Below are 21,274 nucleotides of genomic sequence, written 5' to 3' on the forward strand. Positions count from 1 at the left end.
AAAAGCCCTGACTGTATCAACCGTCAGGGCTTCTTATATTGCAGTGTCGCACTTAATATCTGAATTTAGGACCTTTATTAATACACATCCTGTACATAGCGTCCTGCTTGCTCTAATTCAGAAACAGATAGCTGCTCTTGTTTCAGAATCTTATCTAATGATGTTCTTACTCCATCAGCCATGACCTTACTACCACAAACCATAATTTGAGCGCCTTCTAGAATGCGTTTAGAAATATCCTTGGCATCGTCGGTTAATAGGTTTTGCACATATTGAGGTTTAGTTGATCGCGAAAAGGCGAGTCGCAGCTGTTTTAATTTTGATGTGGCTAAAGCTTGGCTCAAATTATCCTCATAGATAAAGTCCGAGTTTTGTAGTCTGCCACCCCAGTAAAGGTAATAAGGCACTTGTTTCTCGTTTTGTTTGATAAAACCCTGTAACGGCGCCATTCCTGTGCCTGCGCCTATCATGATGACTGAGCTTGCATCTTGAGCGGGTCTAAAAGAGGCTTTCTTTTGGATAAAGGCTTGTATCGAATCCCCTTCTTTTAGGCCATGTAAGAAACCAGAACATTCCCCTTCAACCTGTTTACGTACACAGATTTCTAACATGCCATCTTGATCACAGCTTGCCAGAGAGTAATAGCGAACAAAGTCAGAACCCGGTGGCATGATGCCTACAAGATCACCCACTTCAAACTCTGGCCATGGCATATCAGAGCTTAAGGCAAAAGCCTCATCAATTGCTGGATTCAACACTGTCTCTGGGTCAGTTGCCGCTTTAAAGCGCAGAATTCTAACAGGAGCATCCACCTCATCACCATAATGGCTTTGCTCAACAAGTTGCATTTGAAATGGACTGATTTTTTTCTTATCTAGTTTCAAACATAAACTTTGATTAAGGCAGGTAGAGACGTTTTCTATCCAAGTTTCCAAGCTCGTTTGGCAAAATTTATCAATCGCGGTTAACGGCAGCATTTGCTTAAAGCCCTTCTCGGCAACTAAGACATCAACCTGCTTAGCAAAACCAATAAAGTGAGTAAATTGGCTATCACCAAAGCCTAAGACATTGACCTGACAACCCTCTGGCAAGCTAAGGTCTTTCGCTTTTTCTAAGAAAAGTGACGCACTTGAAGGTGCTTGGCCTTCCCCATAGGTAGATGTCATAAAAAAGACATGCGTTGCATTAGTATAATGGCCTTCTACCTGATTCATTTTATTCAGATGAACCTTGTTACCCGCCGTTATTAACGCCTGTGAAAACTCTTGAGCAAAGCGCCAAGTACTCAAACCTTCACTGCCTGCCAAAATAACAATATTCGCCTCTTGTGCCGGCACATAGTTTTGTAAATTTAGACTATCAGCCTGTCCAAAAGCCTTTGAATTAATGCGTTTACGCACCCAAATGATGATGCCTGTTATCCCAATAATAGGCAGTATCAGGCTTGTCAGTCCTATGAAAAGTGTCCAAAGCCCCATCCCTTCACCGGTGTGAAGCGCACTTATAAATTGGCTAACTTGATAGAAACTTGAATGAAGTTGAAAATCTAACCAATGCCCAGTTTCTGGGTGGATATAACCAAGGCCAAACTGAGTCTCTAAAGTGTAAACAGAGCTAGGGTCATCAGCATAGGGGAATTCAAGACTGACAAGTTCACTGGCATCTACTTCGTTAAGTGCTAGTAAATGAGAGATAGGTAAGGCTTGCGTATTCGCTCCATCTTCTAAAAAAGACGGCTCTAAAGAAGCTTGATCAGAAGAAACTGATTCAGGAAAAGCAAGGTCAGGGGTATTTGCCTCTGGCAACAAAGAGAAAGTGGCTGCACTTAAGTACAGAGCAGTAGTGGTCAAAACTAAGCTACCGACTAGGGCAAAACGACTCAATTCAATATGAAGCTTTTGACTTGTACTGCCTTTGGCTAATTTAAAGAAATGTTTGATGCCTCCAAGGCGTCGAACCATTAACAAAAGTCCACTGATACTCAACGCAAGTAAAGCAAAAGCAACAACAGCCACCAGCATTCTGCCTGCATCTCCCATTTGCATAGAACGGTGGAAGCTTTTCATCCAGTTATAAAGGTCAGACCTTTGGTGGGCTTGTACTTTTAGGCCTGTCACAGGATCAATTTGGTCTTCCCCATAGCCCTGATCATTTGAATAGGCGACTAAAAAGAGCCCGTTTTGTGTTCGTGTTAGCTGCTCTGCACCTGGATAACCTTGTTTTACTTTATCCGCAAGTGTCGCAACAGAAGTCTGACCAAGACTTAACTTAGGTGCTGTTGCGGCTTCGTTTAGGGTCTCCAAAGATAAAATACTGCCAGATAAGGCGATCAAAATAATAAATATGGTGGCAGGAATCGCGAGCCAGGTATGAATTAAACGAGACATAAGTCCTCCTAGTAGCCAGCCTGAAAAGGGGGAAACAGACTGGCTATAGAACTGGGTTAAAAGACGCTAAAGAATTAAAATAGGTTAAAAGCGATAGACAAACGATTTGACGTAACCCTTGCCAGATATGGCTTGGCCAATGCCTTGTTGGGTTAAAGGCACAATAACATCAGAGGGTACATCACGTTTATCTTCGACCGAGGTATCGATATGGATAAAGTAATTTGAGTCTATGTATTTATCATCGATAGTGACTAAGAAGTTTCTGCTACGTTTTTTGTGCAAACTCGCACCTGTTTTACCATCGAACTTTAACGAGCGGTTGGCACGCTTCCAATCTCGTAAATGCTTCTGATACTTTTTCTTACGGCCTTCTACAGCAAGGGTTTGCACCAGACGACCATTGGCATCCATGAGGTAAATAGCCATGTAAGCGCCATCTCCGTTATAAGATTTCATGGTGACCTGCATATCAAGGGATGTTGCAAAAGCAGAATGAGAGAGCCCGAATACGGCAAGTAAGACGATTAAGCGTTGAATGGGTTTCATAAGAATCACTCCTTCTTTAGATTAAGAAAGAGTGTAAGTTGCTAACCTTAAGCCAGACTTAATCTGATAAGGAAAACGTCAGCTTTTGCTAAAAGTTACTTTTTAATAGACGTTTATTGCGATACATATCCACATCAGCTTGTTTGATCAGCTCTGAAATTGTGAGGTAATTCCCTTTTTTAGACTCAGCAACACCAATTGCCATGGTCACAGAATAATCCGTAAACAAGTCTTTTTGAGCTTCCATAAAATGCTGGCACAATCGATCAATGAGGACTTTCGCCCCTTCTTTACCCGTCCCCACTAGCGCTAAAATAAATTCATCCCCACCTCGGCGGCTTGCAATATCCGCTTCTCTAAGCTCTTGGGTTAATACGTCTGCCAGCAGACATAACAATCTATCACCCATATCATGCCCATAATGGTCATTTACATACTTAAAGTTATTAATATCAATAAACAAAACGCAAATAGGTTCACGCTTTCTTTTCGATTGCCTAAGAGCTTGGCTCGCAAGATTATCAAACAAACTACGGTTACTTAGACGTGTTAAAGGATCATGGGTCGCATTAAAGGTCAGTTGGTTTTCTGACTTTTGTTTTTCAATGACAACACCAGCGATGTGAGCCGCTAAGGTTAAAATCTCTAACTCTTCTTCCCTTGGCGCCGCTTTGCTTGAACTATAAATGGCAAAGGAACCATAAACTTCACCCTTTGATAGTACGATGGGGACTGCCCAACACGAGCCTAAATTCGCTTTTTCAACTAACTCCCTAAAAACCGTCCAATTTTCATGAGTAGTAACATCATTAACAATCACAGGCTTATTACAAAAGACCGCCGCGCCGCAGCTTCCCACTTTAGGGCCAACTTTTAACCCTTGAATTGCTTGGTTATAAAAGTCAGGCAAGCGATTTTCAACCGTTAAATGCAAGGTACCATCGTGAGAATTCAGCCTCAAAATGCTGGAAAAACGCGCTTCATCCATTTCCTCAATAATGGTTTGCAAAGTTTCAAACACTTGATTCTGAGATGCTCCAAGGGCTATTTCAGACAGTACTTCTGCACAACGCCTATAAGCATCCAGTAAAAAACTATGCTCCATTTGATACCCCATTTATTAAGTTAAAATAAAAGCTTTCACACTCTAATTTCCTAAGTATAAGTAAAATAACCTATTTACCTTTGCTATTAAGAGTCAGTCTGCATCAGGCTTAATTGCTGTAATCCCACTTCTTCAAGTTTACTTAATGGCATTGGATGCCCCATAAAGTATCCTTGAAATAAATTACAGCCAAAAGATTGCAGCTTAAGCAAACTTTCCTTTTCTTCAATGCCCTCAGCAATGACTTCTAAACCTAAACTGTGTCCCATAGTTGTAATCGTCAGAGCTAAAGGATGCTGATCGCCTTGCCCATTTAAATTACGCACAAAGGATTGATCAATTTTAAGTTGATCAAAAGGCAATTGCTGTAAATAAGAAAGGGAAGAATACCCAGTTCCGAAATCATCTAGAGATAAAAGAACACCTAAGGCTTTTAAACCTTGCATCTTAGCCAGGATATTGGCTTTGTCATCGATCAACATACTTTCTGTTAATTCAAACTGAAGCAGCTTAGCACTTGCTCCTGTTTCGACAAGAATAAGCCTCACCAAATCGACAAAGTCGTCCTGAGCAAATTGTATAACACTGACATTAACCGAGACTTTCACCTGACTCAGTAACGGATCATCCCGCCAACGCGCTAAAGTATTACAGGCTTCACGCACAACCCATTCACCAATAGGGATAATCAACTTTGAGTCTTCTGCTAAAGGGATAAACTGCATAGGTGAAATAATGCCCTTATCAGGATGATGCCAGCGGATTAAGGCCTCTACTCCCCTCAAGACACCAAGGTCATCAAATTGAGGTTGATAGTAAAGAAGAAACTCATCTTTGATTAACGCTTTGCGCATCGCGGTTTCAAGGTTCACCCGCTCTAATATTTTTTCCTGCATTTGAGGTGAGTAAAAACAATAACGGTTACGGCCGCTCGACTTGGCTTCATACATGGCAAGCTCTGCATGTTTAAAAGCATCAAACACTTCATCCACGCTTTCATCAATTTCAGTAATACCCACACTGGAAGAAATGTAAAAATGCTCCCCATTAATTTCAAACACCTGAGCCAAGGCATCATTGATCAAACAAGAAACTTTCTTTGCTCGATACAGGGCTCTGCCAGCATCTAAGCTCACATCAACCCCTTCCAACAATAGAATGAATTCATCACCACCAAAGCGTGCCACTATATCGGTTGAACGAACCGTATCAATGAGCCTGTGAGCAACCTCTTGTAAGAGCTTATCCCCAACGGAATATCCTTTACTGTCATTAATGTTTTTAAAATGATCCAGATCGATAAAAAGAAGCGCATGACGAATCAAAGGCAAATAATGACCACTGGTGTTAACAGTCAAAGATTGGTGTTGAGCCTGTTTAATTAGCTGCTCAACCTTTTCAGAAATCATCTTGCGATTAGGTAAACAAGTGAGCGAGTCATAATAACTTAGCTGATTAATTAACTGCTCATTTTGCTTAGTAAGGCTGATGTCCTTAATAATATAGACATAGTTAATGGGTATTTTGAGGTCGTTATAGACTGTCGAGATAGTTGTGAGTTCTGGAACAATTTCACCACACTTTTTCCGATTCCAAATTTCCCCCTCCCAATAACCACAGTCATCAATACAGGCAAAAATCTTTTGGAAAAAAATCTCATCATGGCGACCAGAGCGTAGCAAGCTGATGTTTTGATCTAGAATTTCTGCTTCTTGATAGCCTGTAATTTTTTGGAAAGCGGTATTGACCCTGACAATTTTATGTTGAGTATCTGTGATTAAAATTCCATCTTGGGTCTCAAACGCAGTGGCTGCAATACGCAATTCGCTCTCAGCCTTTTTACGTCGGCTAATATCCCGAGCTAAAGCAACAAAGCAGGGTCGATTGTAATCAGAGCTAATGGAATAAGAGACAGACAATTCAAACCAATGCTCTTTTCCTTCAATATCTAAACAAAAGCTCTTACCAGCCGAATGGCCTTCAGTTTTCGCCTCTTTAAACGAGTCTTGATAAACCAATATCACACTCTCAGGGAACACATCAGTAAGGTAACGCCCCACGATATGAGTACCAAAGCGTCGCGACAACAATTTACTGGGGAAATGACACTGAAGCACCTCTTCATTATCATCAATTTCGAATAAAAAATCGGGTATAGCATCCAATAGGCCAGTTAACCTTTTATTGGTATTTGTTAACGCCAAAGTACGCTGCTTCACAACCCCCTCTAACCCATTTTTAATTAGGTAAATATGGCAAATCAAAGCAACTAAGCCGGCGATCAAACCACTGATAATAAGATAGGAAACAATTTCTAGCTGTAAATCCGCCCATTTAACCCATCCAGCAGTGGGCGCTAGCTGCAACTGCCAGACATCATTAGGTAACTGTATATCAATCGCGATAGCCTGCTTTAATTCAGCGTCAACAGAAGCAAAAATAAGCGTTTCATCTTCACCAAGGCTTTTAACCAAACGATAATCATAACCTTGCTTTTCTAAAGCACTAAAATTAGCCTTTTCCAATAAAGCATCTAAGGTGACAGCCACATTAGTAAACCCCCAAAAACCTTCTTCACCAGCTTTATCTTTAAGCATCACAGGCCAGCGCCCAATAATAGCGACGCCACCTTGAACTAACTTTACGGGGCCAGCCAAAGTCAGTAAACGTGAACTTTTTGCCTTGTTTGCCTCTTCTTGTTGTGGGTTAAATTCAAGTTGGTTCAAACCGAGGGAGGCTTGATTTCCTGCTAAAGGATAAACATGTTGAATGATGCCATTTGGGGAAAGCGTAAAGTGAGAAACGATCGGATAGATTTGATGAAGATTCTTAGCATAGGTATTAAAAAAACCAACCTCACCTTGAGACTGTCGAACCATGGCTGCTAGGGCATAATTCGCAGACATATTTTTTTCAATCGTTGTATTCACTAAAGCCGCATGATGCTGAGCCAACGCAAGAGCATCAGACTGAGCTTTTTCGATAGAACTTACTTTGAAAGCGTCAATAAAATAAAAAGACACTAATAGGCAGAGCAAAAGTACGCTCACAAAAATCTTAACAGGTGATATTAAAATCCCAAGTTTAAGGAGTTTCATACAAACAGCCCAAGGCTCCAAAGCTATATTACAGGTTAATTAAATAATAGATTCTAATATTGAACCCTGTTCAGTAAAAGGATAGCAGATGAGAAAAAGAATGCTGAGCTCAGAGAAGCTGAGAATAAGTCTTCCCGCCTCAGCGTGTGGATAGAACACCTGAGATTTAAGGCAAGAGTCGCAACTTAAGTTTAATCAGAGATAAAAAAGCCCCGGACAGCATTGTTCGAGGCTATTTAAAATTTTGGCTTATTGTACTAATCAGACCTGAAAAAGGAAGTTCCTAATCAAGTCCTTACCGCCTTCTGTCGCAAAGGATTCTGGGTGGAACTGAATGCCTTGGATTGGATACTCTTTGTGGCGTACACCCATGATTTCAAAGTCACCACCCGCACGAATCACATCTAAGTTAGTAAAGTCAGCTTCTGCCAACTCACCTACACTAGAGGTCACTTCTAAGGCTTCAGGGAAGCTTTCGTTTTCTGCTACTAAAGAGTGGTAACGCATGATTTCTAGCTGGTCAGGAATGTCTTTAAAGATACCTTCGCCGTTATGGGTTAACTTAAGAGCGACTAGTTTTACCGTGCATAGGCCAGAACTCATAAGTATAAACCTCAAAAAGTACTAAGAAACCAAAGGGTTGTGTTTAGATATGCCGTAACCAATATCAAATACTTTCATCAGATGAGGGGTTTTACCATTATCAACATACCTTTCCAAACCATAAAAAAGAACATCACGATGTTTAGCTTGACTGTCTGAAAAGCTTTTGAAGTTAGCAAACAAATAATACAAGGAGGATAAGGCTGCAATATATTCAATAAAAAATATTTCTAGAGCTCTGTAATCTCGCTCCATATCACCTAGCTCTTTATCTAATTTAGCATTTCGGTGATATGCCATAATTTTTCCAAAATTATGCTCAATTTCTCCTTGATGCTTATTAAGATCACTTTCGTGGAAAGAGCTTGATATTTCCGCCTTAATATCTTCAATTAAACTTTTTATTTTATAAGTTCCTTCAGAGTTATGATGAACAAAATAACCATTTAAACCACCTCCTAAGAAGACCTCTTTTTCTTCAGCTCGTTGAAGCACTTGAAATGCGTGATTATAATTTTCTATGAAGCTTTGGAAATTTTGCTGTTGTAACTGTTCTTGCTGAAGCTCTAGCCCTTTCTTCGACTGAAACCAAACAAATAAAATACTGGCAGTGGTCAAAATTGGCCCTAAGACGCCACCAATATAACTGCCAAAGTAGCCCCAATCATCACTTTTTGTTGAAACGTTACTGCCAACATGATGAGAATATAGCAACCAAGCCACTCCATATAAAACTAACGGTACAAGAACTAGAATATAGATATTTTTATCTTTCATTTACCTTTCCTTAGGCACGAATAATTAGAACAAGCTTAGAGAAAGTACTTAAAACCAAGCGAAAATGATTTGGCGGTCCCATCACCTAATTTGTCATTGTAATAAGCAATTCCGCCATGACTTGAGCAAGTACCACTGCCCACACTGTCTGTTGTCGAGCCATCTTCGCAAGTTGTATTTTCCGTAATCTCTCTTAATAGCTGCAAACCAGCCCAACTACTGATGATAAAACGAGACGTCACTTTATAATCAAAATAAGTTCCAATACCAATACTTGTAAATTCAAACTCATTTTCTGAGCTGTCATTTTCTGCAACAAGATAACCTAAGTAAAAATCAGTACCAAAATCATAATGTTTATTTGAACTAAGACTATAAAGGGCCCCCAAACCGATTTGATAAAAGTCAAACTCATCAGTAGCCTGAGATTGACGATACTCCAAGTAAATAGGATGACTCTCACTAAAAACGAGTTTGGTAGCGTAAGAGTTTGAGTTGTAATTTTGGTTATCAAAACTAAAACTATCTTTTGTTTTAGAGATAGCAAAACCAGCAGCATTAAGAACACCTGAGACAAAAAGTGCAGAGAGTAAAACGAGGACTTTCATTAAATATGTTTCGCATTAAAAATAAGATATGAAGAGGCAAACATACTCACCTCCCTGTGAGAAAATCATATGACATTGATTTTTAATGCGTTTTAACATCTTCAACTTAATTATCAAGCAGATTTACTGAACATTTTCAAAGCAGCGACAGAGTTGGAAGTCAAAAAGCCCCGAAGATGTCTCTTCGAGGCTTTTTAGAAAATTGCGGCTTAGTTTAAGTTAAAACTGAAACAAGAAGTTCCTAATCAAGTCCTTACCGCCTTCTGTAGCAAAAGATTCTGGGTGGAACTGAATCCCTTGTATTGGGTACTCTTTATGGCGCACTCCCATGATTTCAAAATCACCACCAGCACGAATCACATCCAAGTTAGTAAAATCAGCTTCTGCCAACTCACCCACACTAGAGGTCACTTCTAAAGCCTCAGGGAAGCTTTCGTTTTCTGCTACTAAAGAGTGGTAACGCATGATTTCTAGCTGGTCAGGAATGTCTTTAAAGATGCCTTCGCCGTTGTGGGCTATCGGACTCGTTTTACCATGCATAGGCAGCGGGGCTTTCACCACCTTGCCACCAAACACATGCACCATTCCTTGCATACCTAGGCACACGCCCATCATAGGGGTGGTTTTACCTAGGTCACGGATAATGTCTGCACAGACACCAAAGTAGGCTTCATCATCAGGAGAGCCGGGTCCTGGTGAGATAATAATACGATCAGGTGACAGGGCTTTTAGCTCTTCAATGCTGACCTCGTCATTACGCTTCACCACGACACTGAAGTCTTGAATGTTGCCACGCATTTTCTCACTGGTCAGAATTTCACCGATGAACTGATAAAGGTTGTAAGTAAAAGAGTCATAGTTATCAATAATATAAACCTTCATACTCAGGCTCCTTTTTTATCAGCTGGGGCAAATTGATCAAGTACGCGCTTGGTTCCGGCGAACTTGCGTTGGATTTCTTCGTATTCATCTTCGGCGTTGGAATCAAACACATTACCACCACAGGTTTGCACATAGGCTTTTTCGCCATTAGCAAACACAGTACGAATGGGAATAGCAAAGGTACAATCACCGTTAAAGGAGAAATGACCCACTGCACCGCCATAAGGGCCACGACCTTCACCTTCAAGATCATCAATAATCTTCATGGCTTCAATTTTAGGGGCACCTGTTAAAGTACCTGCTGGGAAGTTACTAGCAAGACCTGAGAACATATCTTCTGTCTCTGCCATGATGCCCACGATTTCGCTAGAAATATGCTGTACATGACTAAAGCGTTTAATATCCATCAAACTACGCACTTTTACCGTTCCAAATTGCGCCACACGGCCAATATCATTACGGTGTAAATCGACGATCATATTATGCTCGGCAATTTCTTTTGGATCATTTAATAAAGCACGGGCCAAGGCTCTGTCTTCTGTTTCATCAGCACCACGTTTCGCGGTCCCCGCAAGTGGGAAGGTTTCCATCTCCCCTTGGCGTAAGCGGAATAGCATTTCAGGGCTAGCACCAATGACTTTTTGTTCGTTGAACTTTAGATAGTACATCTGAGGCGATGGATTCACTTCACGCAATTTCTCATAGATATTGATATTATCGCCTTCTAGGGTGAACCACTTTTTAAAGCCCACTTCGGTCTGGAAGATCTTGCCATCAATGATGTCTTGTTTAACCTTAGCCACGGCCTTAGCATGGTCTGCTTTGCTCATGGATTCACCCTGTGGTGTTACCACAAGCGGTCCATTTTCAGGAGTAGGTTCTGCCAACATACTTTCGATTAACTCCATACGGCTATCACGATAATAGAAGTAGAAGATCTCACCTGTCATCTTGTCGAGAATCAAACCATCCGTATAAAGGCCAAACTTAAAGGCTTCAAACATATCGCTGACATTGAGGCTCAAGCTAGGCTCAAAGTAGTTCATGGCATCATAACCAACATAGCCGGTTAAACCACCTGAGTATTTTCGTGACAAGATATTTTGCGGTACGATATCACGTAGCAAGTAATAAGGATTATCGCTCTGATAACTTTGTGAAGAACCATCTCTTTCTTCAATTGTCAGCGTATTGCCTTGCGCCCAGAGGATTTTTTCTGGGTCAAAACCTATGATGGAATGGCGTGAGATAAAGCTATCTTCACCCAAAGACTCCAACATAAAGCAGGTATCAAAACGCTTTTCGACTTTTTTAAACAAATCAAAAAAATCACAATCTGCCGTGACATTCACATAGTGAGGCTTTCTCGGCAACTTAATGGCTTCTGGTTTTACACTCATGTTTATATCCATCTTATTGCTCATCTTTATCTGATGAGGCTTGTTCTAATTCTTTTAAGGCTCTCGAACCTCGCGTCACGGTCGCTATGCCGACACCCAGTTGTTTGGCAATTTCTCGTTGCGGCACACCCTCTTTGAGCATGGCAAATATTTGCAAACGTTTGCTCATTTCGAGCACTTCACTTGGGGTCAAAAGCCCTGTCAGCTTGTTCTGCATCTCGTCATCTGAGCTTGCACTTCTTAAGTAGGTGATTAGATCTTTCACTCTTTACTCCACCTAATAGCTAAACGCCATTTATCTAATATGCGCACATAATACCGTATTCATGTACTAGTACAATAGATTTTCAGTTTTTATTCTCACCTATGCCACATCTCTTATATAAATCCTTGGTACTAGGCATAAAAAAGGCCGCCTGAGCGACCTTCCATTTCACGCAATCCTAAGGTTTTAGGAGGCAGCGGCTTCCCAGTCCGTTAATAACTGCATCATGGTAAAGGAGTCTTGAGGACGTGTCGCAGGGCGCGTAAGTTCAAGTAAACCTTGCTCTAACGCTTCACGAACCTGAGTCACTTGTGAGACAAAACCATTACCTGGCGCATCCACTTCAATATGCTCGAACTCAGTTTCATTCCCTTCCCCATCATATTTGGCGAAGTAGATTTTGTTACCTTTTGCTTGGGGTAACCAAGGGTTTGATTTCAGCTCGAGATAACCTTCGCTACCTAAGATACTGAAGCTTGAGTGCATACCAAAGTCTTCTGCTGTATGCAGTTGCGCTTGTACACCATTGTTAAATAGGAAGTTAGCACTGGTATCACAAATGTTACCGTCTTTACCACGACGACCAAACGCCTGAATCTGATAGTCAGAGAAAACATCATCACCAAAAGCTTGTTGCAGTACCAGATGCATAAGAGAAAGTGGGTAACAGCCTAAGTTATATAAAGTTCCTTTACTCTCTGGATTCACAAATTCACTGATAGCCGCACTGTAATTGCCACGTATTGCTTTAACCTCACCAATTACCTTGGTTTGCAGCAGTTGGCTGATCTTTTGCGCAAAAGGGTGAGTTAAGTACATCAAGCCTTCCAAAAAAAAGACCTTATGTTCAGCCACTGCATCTAACGCTGCTTGGGTTTTCGCCATATCCACAGACAAGGACTTTTCACATAAGATGGCCTTACCTGCTTGCGCCGCTTTAATCACATACTCATGGTGCAAGTGATTCGGCAAAGCAATGTAGATAACATCCACTTGTGGATCTGCAATCAAGGCATCGTAATCTTGATAGACCTTGTCGAAGTCATACTTATCGGTAAAGTCCTTTAAAGGCGCGAGAGAGCGACCAGCAACAGCGTATAAATGTGTATTGGCCTCAGCTAAAATCGCGTCCGCCATCACTGCCGAAATAAAGCTGGTACCTAGAATGCCCCAGTTAAGTGGTTTTGACATATTTCCCTTCTTTTCATTAGATACATTAATCACCAATAAATAAAAACGCCCAGAAGGACGTTTTTATTGGATTCATAATAGAGATTAACTAGCTATAAAAAGCTTTCACCATAACCTAGCTTGGCTAATCCTAAATGAGAGGCAATGCTCTGACCAATATCCGCAAAGCTCTTACGGGTACCTATGCTGGTTGATTCAGCATCAACCCCTGCCTCGATACCAGGACCAAAGCAAATCACAGGCACATGCTCACGAGTATGATCACTACCAGGCCAGGTTGGGTCACAACCATGATCGGCACTGATAAAGACTCTGTCACCCGGCTTAAGCGCCGCTTCAATTTCAGGCAAACGGGCATCAAAGGCTTCTAATGCCGCAGCATAACCTGAGACATCACGTCTGTGTCCGTAGGAAGAATCAAAGTCGACAAAGTTAGGGAAAATGAGACTATTATCAGGTGCGGTTTTAATGCTTTCAATCGTCGCATCAACGAGGGCCATTAACCCTGTTGCTTTCACCTTATGGGTAATACCAGAGTGAGCATAAATATCGGCAATTTTACCAATACTAATCACCTGACCACCGGCGTCTGCAAGATGGTTTAGCACTGTCTTAGCTGGCGGCTCAACCGCAAGATCACGACGATTTCCGGTACGGGCAAAGTCATCCCCATTCGTACCAATAAAAGGTCTCGCGATCACTCGGCCAATGTTCATCTTCATTTCATCCAGTAGATCACGAGCGATCTGACACAAGCTCAATAAACGCTCTAATCCAAAGCTTTCTTCATGGGCTGCAATTTGCAACACACTGTCAGCAGACGAGTAGATGATAGGGAAATCCGTGCGCATATGCTCTTCGCCTAAGCTTGCAATAATTTCCGTGCCTGAGGCATGACATTCACCCAAAACACCTTCTAGCTTGCCACGTTTGCTTAGCTCCGCCATAAAGTCAGCAGGGAAGCACTTAGGCGTATTAGGAAAGTAATCCCAATCAAATAAGACAGGTACACCAGCAAGCTCCCAGTGGCCACTTGGAGTATCTTTGCCACTACTTAGCTCTTGTGCATAACCATGCAAAGCATCCACAGGGCCACGATATTCAAAGCCTTGTGGATAATTTCCGGTACTGGCCTTAGCAAGATGACCAAGGCCTTTTTTCTCTAAGTTAGGCAACTTAAGAGGACCTGTTCGGCCCACTTCTGCTTGGCCTTCTGCACAGGCTTTTGCGATATGGCCAAAGGTATCTGAGCCCACATCACCAAAGTCCGCCGCATCATGCGCCGCACCCACACCAAAAGAATCCATCATTAAAATGATTGCTCGGCTCATACTAGTATGCTCCTGTTGTGATTCCGTCGCTTGCTTCACCCATTGCCTCTAACAAGGCTTTTAATAGTGAGCTAGTACCAAAACGGAAAGTGGTCGCAGTTAACGCCTCTTTACCTAGCTTAGATTCTAGCAAAGTCAGGTATTCTCTGACGTCAGCGACTGTTTTAACACCACCAGCAGGTTTGAAACCAATCGCTTTTTGGCTATCGATAATTTGCGTTAGCATAATATCAGCGGCTTCTGGTGTCGCATTTACTGGCACTTTACCGGTTGAGGTTTTGATAAAATCAGCACCAGCTGCAATTGAAATCTGACTGGCCTTAGCAATCAACTCAGGCGTTTTTAATTCACCTGACTCTATGATGACCTTAAGTGTTTTTTCGCCACAGGCAGCTTTACAAGCCTTCACAAGCTTATAGCCAATAGACTCATTCCCTTCCATTAAAGCGCGATAAGGGAAAACCACATCAACTTCATCCGCACCATAAGCAAGGCAAGCTTTCGTCTCAGCGACAGCCGCAGCCAAGTTATCCCTTCCCTGTGGAAAATTACTGACGGTTGCTATCTTCACATCAGCAATATTAAGACGAGCTAACTCTTGTTTTGCCCAAGGGATGAATCTTGGATAAATACACAATGCTGCTACTTTACCGACATTTTCAATTTGCGCTTGCTCACACAAAGACGAAATTTTGGCTTCTGTATCATCGTCATTCAAACTGGTTAGATCCAATAGACCAAGAGCCAGTTTCGCTAATTCGGCGTCTGTCATCTCAGCGACAGATTTTACTTGATCAGACATGGCTTAACTCTCCAACCAAGCGATGACTAGCTTGCTCAATTCTGCTGCTGCTTTCTGGCCTTCATCTAGTGTCTCTTCATGGCTTAATGAGTTACCTGACATGCCAGCACCTAGGTTGGTGATAGACGAAATTGCCGCAACCTTCATACCACAATGACGCGCTACGATAGTTTCTGGAACAGTACTCATACCGACAGCATCAGCACCTAATGTACGAAACATACGAATTTCTGCAGGTGTTTCAAAGCTTGGCCCTAATGCCCATACATAAACCCCTTTAAACAGGTTGATGTTAAGCCCTTTTGCCACTTCATTAATGCCATCACTTAGCTCAGGATCATAGGCGCGAGTCATATCTTGGAATCTTGGTCCAATGCTCTCGTCGTTTTCGCCTACTAAGGGATTAACACCGGAGAAATTGATGTGATCTTCGATCAGCATTAGGCTGCCAGGGCCCATATCTTCGTTCAAGCTACCAGCCGCATTAGTTAACAATAAAGTGTCACAACCAATCAGCTTTAAAGTACGAATCGGGATTTGCAATGTTTCAGGCGCAATACCTTCATACACATGGAAACGGCCTTGCATACAAGCCACTTCTTTATTGCCTAAACGACCAATCACCAAGCGGCCTTTATGACCATGGACGCTCGATTTAGGGAAACCTGGAATTTCGCCGTAAGGGATATAGATAGGATCTTGGATTACTTCAGCTAATGAACCTAAGCCACTGCCTAAAATGATAGCAACCTCAGGTTTGCGGTCACCGATTTTCTGTTGCAAATAATCTGCACTTAATTGATAAGCCTTCATACACGTCTTTCCTTTTAAATTAATAAAGTAAGCCACTCCTGTGATAAGTACGCGGTTCCTTGGCGATTTGAATTCACGCTCTCCCTCTTGGAAAGCGTGAATATGAGCCTGTTATTTGTTCAAATTTTCAGGCCCGAATGAGAAGGGAAGAAGCTCTTCCATTGATAGGGTTTTGCGTACGCCTTCTGGGCCGCAAATATGTATTTGAGTATCAGGCGTTGAGAACTCTCTGATTTTTTGACGACAACCGCCACAAGGAGTGACCAGCTGTTCACCATTCCCCAATACATAAATATTGTCTATTTTCTGCTCACCATCAAGCACCATAGCTGAAATCGCACCCGCTTCGGCACATGTGCCTTCCGGATATGCAGCATTTTCAACATTACAGCCAGAATAAACCTTACCGTTTAGTGTCTCGATAACGGCACCCACTTTAAACTCTGAGTAAGGCACATAGGCCTTACTCATGGCTTTATTCGCGAGTTCTACGGCTTTTTTCACATCTAAAGAAGATGACATACTAGCCCCGCTCTTTCACATAAGGTCGACCAACGGCTTTAGGAGCAACCGCCTTACCGATAAAGCCAGCAAGTAATAGCACTGTCAGAACATATGGTAATACTTCGATTGCCTGTACTGGCACTTCACCAATACCAGGTACCTGAACACCTTGCATACGTACCGCTACAGCATCTAGGAAGCCAAATAACAAACATGCGAACATCACAGGGACAGGACGCCATTTACCAAAGATCAAAGCCGCCAAAGCGATATAACCTTTACCCGCACTCATGTCTTTCAAGAAGCCAGCATTGTGAGCAGTCGATAGATAAGCACCGGCTAAACCACATAAGATGCCGCAAATAATCATGGCGCGATAACGGATAAAGGCAACACTGATACCTGCGGTATCCACCGCATGCGGATTCTCACCTACTGCACGAAGACGCAAACCAAAGCGAGTTTTGTAAATAATCCAAACTGCAAAAGGCACAATCGCAAAGGCGAGATAAACAAGAATATTGTGACCGCTTAATAACTCTGAATAGATAAGACCAATGACAGGTACATCCGCTAACGCATCAGCAAATGGGAAAGTAATAGAGGTAAATCTTGCATCACCTGTCAAAGCGGGTGTTTGACCACCTTGGCTAAACCAGTCAAGGCCTAAAGTAACCGTCAGTCCGGCGACTATGGTATTAATCGCTACACCACTGACAATATGATCACCACGGTGAGTGATACATGCAAAACCATGTATGAGCGCTAGGGCAACCGACGCGATAATCGCAAAGAGTAAACCTATCCAAGCAGAACCAAATACGGCAGCAGCGGCTGCGGCAGCAAAGGCCGCGCCAAGGATTTTACCTTCCAAACCAATATCTACGATACCAGAGCGTTCAGCAAACAAACCTGCTAAAGCAGCAAGAATAAGCGGTGTAGAGACACGTAACGTGGCATCTAAAATAAGAATAAGTGTTTCAAACATCTGCTATCTCCTAAGCTGCTGAAGTACGAGTGAAGAAAGCTTCAACACGATCTTTACACATATGCTCTAGCGCTCCAGAAAAGAGGATAACTAGACCTTGGATCACTACCACGATTTCTGGCGTGATACTTGGAATTTCAAAAGCAAGCTCGGAGCCACCTTGATAAAGCGCACCAAACAATATCGCGGCTAGGATAATGCCGACCGGATGATTTCGTCCCATCAAGGACACAGCAATACCTGCAAAACCAAAACCTGCGGTAAAGTTAAGCAATAAACTATGGTGAACACCCATGATTTCATTCAGGCCAACAAAACCGGCTAAAGCACCAGAGATAAGCATTACCCAAATAGTTACTTTACCGTTATCGATACCGGCATAAACCGCCGCGGTTGCATTAGTACCAACAGTACGTAGCTGGTAGCCCCAACGTGTATGCCATACCAAGCCCCAAATCAGAACACAGCAAATTAGTGCCCAAAGGAAAGAGGCGTTAAGCGGTGATTGCTCAATGTTAATCCCAATCGCTGCCAGCATTTCATGCATGTATGGAAGCCAAGCCGACTCTTCAAAAGTACGGCTATTAGGTGACATACGGCCTTCTTGTTTAAGCCAGTTCACCATCAAATAAACCATCAAAGAAGACGCAATGAAGTTAAACATGATGGTGGTGATTACCACATGGCTACCACGACGTGCACTTAGATACGCTGGGATATACGCCCAAGCGGCACCAAATGCCGCACCACCAATAATAGCTAACGGGACAATCACGTAGAAAGGCATAGTTTGGTCTACGGCAAGACACACAAGGCCGACACCTAAACCACCTATATAAGCTTGTCCTTCACCACCAATGTTGAAGATACCGGCTTTAAAAGCAATGGATACCGCTAAACCCGTGAAAATCAGGTTAGTGGCATAATACAAGGTATAACCTATACCTTCCTCATAACCAAAAGCACCGTAAACTAGATAACCTGCGGCTTCAATTGGGTTTTCACCTATGGCTAAAATAACCAAGGCTGACACCAAAAAGGCCAACATAATATTAATAAAAGGGATAAGGGCCAGATTCACCCATACCGGAACTTTCGGCTGACTCATGCTTGGCCTCCTGCTGTTTCTTCTTCGTTCAAGGCATTCGCCATCATCAAGCCAAGTGTGCGTTCATCCGCGTCTTTAGCATCAATTTCGCCCACAACCGCACCATCAAACATAACGATAATTCGGTCACTTAAGGCCATAATTTCATCCAGTTCTACAGAAACCAATAAGATCGCCTTACCTGAGTCTCTCAATTTAACAATTTCTTCATGGATGTTTTCGATCGCACCAATATCCACACCACGTGTTGGCTGGCCAATCAATAACACATCCGGGTTTTGCTCTACTTCACGGGCAATAACGATTTTTTGCTGGTTACCACCGGAGAAGTTAGCTGTTTTCAAGAAAGGATCCGCAGGACGAACATCCCACTTTTGCATACGCTCATTACACTCATCTAACATAGCTTTACGGTCTAATAAGATTTTACCGTTATAAGCTTCAGAGTTGTGATAGCCCAAAATCGCCGCTTCATAAGCCTCGAAGCCAGTGACTAGGCCCATCTTATGACGATCTTCTGGCACATGTGCCATTTTCAGATCACGCATTTGCGACGCATTTTTCTTATTCTTGGCGGTAATCACTTCACCGTTGAAATGAATTTCACCATCAGATAAAGGTGTTATGCCAGATAAAGCATTTAACAATTCACTTTGGCCGTTACCCGATACGCCGGCAATACCAACAATTTCACCTGCTTTTAATTCTAGGCTGACATCTTTAAGGCGTTTAACCCCTTGCTCATCGAACCAGCTTAGGTTTTTAGCAGAAAGGGCAACATTGGTTGGTTGAGCCTCTTCTTTATCAACCACTAGGCGAACTTTCTTACCTACCATTAATTCAGCAAGCTCTTCTTTATCCGTTTCAGCCGTTACCCTGTGGGCAACCATTTGGCCTTGGCGCATAACAGAGACATTATCTGTGGATGCCATGATTTCACGCAGCTTGTGAGTAATAATCATGACAGTCACACCCTGTTCCTTCAGGGATTTTAAAATTCGGAACAGATGATCTGCTTCTTGTGGCGTTAGCACCCCAGTTGGCTCATCTAATATGAGGATCTTCGCACCGCGATAAAGTGCTTTTAAGATTTCAACTCGTTGTTGCAAACCAACAGGAAGGTCTTCGACCACCGCATCTACATCAACATCTAGGTTGTACTCTTGCTCAAGTCGCTTCAGCTCTTTACGAGCAGCATCTAAACCACCTTTAAGCATAGCGCCACCTTCGGCACCTAAAACAACGTTTTCTAAAACGGTGAAGTTTTCAACCAACATAAAGTGTTGGTGAACCATGCCGATGCCAAAACGAATAGCATCTTCGGAGGTGCGGATATTGACAAGTTCACCACCCACTTCAATATCACCAGTATCGGCTTCATAAAAGCCATAGATGATACTCATTAAAGTAGATTTGCCGGCGCCGTTTTCACCAATAATGCCGTGAACTGTGCCAGCGGGTACTTGAAGACAAATGTCTTTATTGGCTTGGACTGCTCCAAAGCGCTTACTAATATCGCGCAATTCGATCGCGTATGGGCTTGTAGTATTATTCATAAGAATTTGTGATTTATCTGCGGTTAATTATAGATAGCCATTTCAGCACTGTTCAAAATACACTCAGAACAAGGATCTAGCTACCTTAGTTTGCTGCATTTTTTTTATATCTTGGCTAAGGCTTCACTTTAAAGTTTAAATTCGGTGCTTAAAAAGTACTTAATCTTTATTTAAAGGCTAAGCAATAGCGACTAATGTGATCTTTGCAACAAAAGTTTCTATAAAATACATTAGTTTCAAAAATTTATTGTAAGCAAAAAAAACAGCCGTCTGCTTATGACAGACGACTGTTTCTTTTTAAATTAAATGTCGCAAGAATTGTTGGACATGTAATCGTGAACTGAAATAGTTCCATTTACGATATCAGCACGGATAGCTGAAATTTTTGCTTTCATCTCATCTGATACAAGGGCTGCGTTGTTGTTATCAAGTGCCCAATCAACACCACCTTCAGCAAGACCTAAAACAGTCACGCCAGGCTTCCAAGTACCGTCTTTCGCTTCGGTATAAGCATTGTAAGCCGCTAGGTCAACACGCTTAACCATAGACGTCAGCATAGTGCCTGGTTGGATGTGGTTTTGGTTTGAATCAACACCGATAGCGAATTTGCCATCATCTTTCGCGGCTTGGTAAACACCGATACCAGTACCACCAGCGGCTGCGAATACTACGTCTGCGCCTTTAGAGAACTGACTCTTAGCCAATTCAGAACCCTTAGTTGGGTCATTAAAAGCAGAAGGTGTAGAACCTGTCATGTTTTGGAATACGTCTGCATTAGAAGAAACGTATTTAACGCCTTGCTCATAACCACAAGCAAAACGACGGATAAGAGGAATATCCATACCACCCACAAAGCCAACTTTGTCTGTCTTAGATGCCATAGCAGCTAATGAACCAACAAGGAAAGAACCTTCGTGCTCTTTAAAGACGATAGATTGAACGTTAGGCAAGCCTACAACCATATCGATGATGGTGAATTTAGTGTCAGGGAAATCTTTAGCCACTTTTTCAAGTGCTGATGCCATAGAGAAACCAACAGCAACGATTGGAGAGTGTCCACGTTTTGCTAAACGACGAAGGCCCTGTTCTACCTGAGCTTCATTTTTTGGCTCAAATTCACGAACCTGAACACCAGAGTCTTGTGTGAATTTGGTGATACCATTGTATACACCTTCGTTGAAGGATTTATCAAATTTACCCGCTTGGTCATAAACAACAGCAGGTTTGATATCTGCAGCTTGAGCTGAAGCAGCAATTGCTAGCGCCGTAGCGGATGCAAGAAAGACACCTTTCATTAGAATTCCTCT

The 21,274-nt window shown here is 42.3% G+C and carries 18 protein-coding genes and 1 pseudogene; all 19 read right to left on the reverse strand.

The genetic code is table 11. The features are described from left to right. Positions 1-77 precede the first annotated feature (77 nt). The 19 genes and pseudogenes from MED121_RS13180 to MED121_RS13270 all read right to left on the reverse strand — a co-directional run bounded on the left by MED121_RS13180 (position 78) and on the right by MED121_RS13270 (position 21,262). Complete coding sequence (locus MED121_RS13180; RefSeq protein WP_009834206.1) at positions 78-2,387, reverse strand: PepSY domain-containing protein; 2,310 nt, start codon at positions 2,385-2,387, stop codon at positions 78-80. An 84-nt stretch (positions 2,388-2,471) separates the two neighbouring features. Beyond that, a complete protein-coding gene (locus MED121_RS13185; protein WP_009834207.1) occupies positions 2,472-2,936 on the reverse strand; it encodes a DUF2271 domain-containing protein in 465 nt (154 codons plus the stop codon). Between the two features lie 88 nt (positions 2,937-3,024). Next, positions 3,025-4,041, reverse strand: a complete 1,017-nt coding sequence (locus MED121_RS13190; RefSeq protein ID WP_036180470.1) for a sensor domain-containing diguanylate cyclase — start codon at positions 4,039-4,041, stop codon at positions 3,025-3,027. A gap of 86 nt (positions 4,042-4,127) precedes the next feature. Further along, positions 4,128-7,139 (reverse strand): EAL domain-containing protein, encoded by a 3,012-nt coding sequence (locus MED121_RS23755; protein ID WP_009834209.1) that lies wholly within the window; start codon positions 7,137-7,139, stop codon positions 4,128-4,130. A 261-nt stretch (positions 7,140-7,400) separates the two neighbouring features. Continuing rightward, positions 7,401-7,731, reverse strand: a pseudogene (locus MED121_RS13200) (anthranilate/aminodeoxychorismate synthase component II); the annotation flags it as partial. 32 nt (positions 7,732-7,763) lie between these two features. Next, positions 7,764-8,519, reverse strand: a complete 756-nt coding sequence (locus MED121_RS13205) for a hypothetical protein (protein ID WP_009834211.1) — start codon at positions 8,517-8,519, stop codon at positions 7,764-7,766. A 35-nt stretch (positions 8,520-8,554) separates the two neighbouring features. Then, the gene (locus tag MED121_RS13210) at positions 8,555-9,127 is read right to left on the reverse strand and encodes a hypothetical protein (protein WP_009834212.1); all 573 of its coding nucleotides are present in this window, start codon (positions 9,125-9,127) and stop codon (positions 8,555-8,557) included. 219 nt (positions 9,128-9,346) lie between these two features. Continuing rightward, on the reverse strand, positions 9,347-10,009 hold the full coding sequence (locus tag MED121_RS13215; protein WP_009834213.1) for an aminodeoxychorismate/anthranilate synthase component II: 663 nt from the start codon (positions 10,007-10,009) through the stop codon (positions 9,347-9,349). A gap of 2 nt (positions 10,010-10,011) precedes the next feature. Continuing rightward, on the reverse strand, positions 10,012-11,409 hold the full coding sequence (locus MED121_RS13220; protein WP_036180472.1) for an anthranilate synthase component I family protein: 1,398 nt from the start codon (positions 11,407-11,409) through the stop codon (positions 10,012-10,014). A 13-nt stretch (positions 11,410-11,422) separates the two neighbouring features. Continuing rightward, entirely contained in the window at positions 11,423-11,674 is a 252-nt protein-coding gene (locus MED121_RS13225) for a Trp family transcriptional regulator (protein WP_009834215.1), read from the reverse strand. A gap of 186 nt (positions 11,675-11,860) precedes the next feature. Further along, positions 11,861-12,865, reverse strand: coding sequence for a Gfo/Idh/MocA family oxidoreductase (locus tag MED121_RS13230; protein ID WP_009834216.1), 1,005 nt, complete (start codon positions 12,863-12,865; stop codon positions 11,861-11,863). Between the two features lie 92 nt (positions 12,866-12,957). Further along, a complete protein-coding gene (locus MED121_RS13235; protein ID WP_009834217.1) occupies positions 12,958-14,196 on the reverse strand; it encodes a phosphopentomutase in 1,239 nt (412 codons plus the stop codon). Position 14,197: 1 nt separating this feature from the next. After that, positions 14,198-14,998 (reverse strand): deoxyribose-phosphate aldolase, encoded by an 801-nt coding sequence (gene deoC, locus MED121_RS13240; protein ID WP_009834218.1) that lies wholly within the window; start codon positions 14,996-14,998, stop codon positions 14,198-14,200. A 3-nt stretch (positions 14,999-15,001) separates the two neighbouring features. Continuing rightward, positions 15,002-15,811, reverse strand: a complete 810-nt coding sequence (locus MED121_RS13245) for a purine-nucleoside phosphorylase (RefSeq protein WP_009834219.1) — start codon at positions 15,809-15,811, stop codon at positions 15,002-15,004. Positions 15,812-15,922: 111 nt separating this feature from the next. Continuing rightward, complete coding sequence (locus tag MED121_RS13250) at positions 15,923-16,333, reverse strand: cytidine deaminase (RefSeq protein ID WP_009834220.1); 411 nt, start codon at positions 16,331-16,333, stop codon at positions 15,923-15,925. Position 16,334: 1 nt separating this feature from the next. Next, positions 16,335-17,303 (reverse strand): ABC transporter permease, encoded by a 969-nt coding sequence (locus tag MED121_RS13255; protein ID WP_009834221.1) that lies wholly within the window; start codon positions 17,301-17,303, stop codon positions 16,335-16,337. A gap of 10 nt (positions 17,304-17,313) precedes the next feature. Next, positions 17,314-18,411: an ABC transporter permease gene (locus MED121_RS13260; protein ID WP_009834222.1), complete on the reverse strand. Its 1,098-nt coding sequence runs from the start codon at positions 18,409-18,411 to the stop codon at positions 17,314-17,316. Continuing rightward, the gene (locus MED121_RS13265; RefSeq protein WP_009834223.1) at positions 18,408-19,967 is read right to left on the reverse strand and encodes an ABC transporter ATP-binding protein; all 1,560 of its coding nucleotides are present in this window, start codon (positions 19,965-19,967) and stop codon (positions 18,408-18,410) included. The genes MED121_RS13260 and MED121_RS13265 overlap by 4 nt, the downstream gene beginning before the upstream one ends. Positions 19,968-20,269: 302 nt before the next feature. Continuing rightward, positions 20,270-21,262, reverse strand: coding sequence for a BMP family ABC transporter substrate-binding protein (locus MED121_RS13270; RefSeq protein ID WP_009834224.1), 993 nt, complete (start codon positions 21,260-21,262; stop codon positions 20,270-20,272). Positions 21,263-21,274: the final 12 nt, after the last annotated feature.

The organism is Marinomonas sp. MED121 (assembly GCF_000153025.1).
In the GTDB taxonomy this organism is placed as follows: domain Bacteria; phylum Pseudomonadota; class Gammaproteobacteria; order Pseudomonadales; family Marinomonadaceae; genus Marinomonas.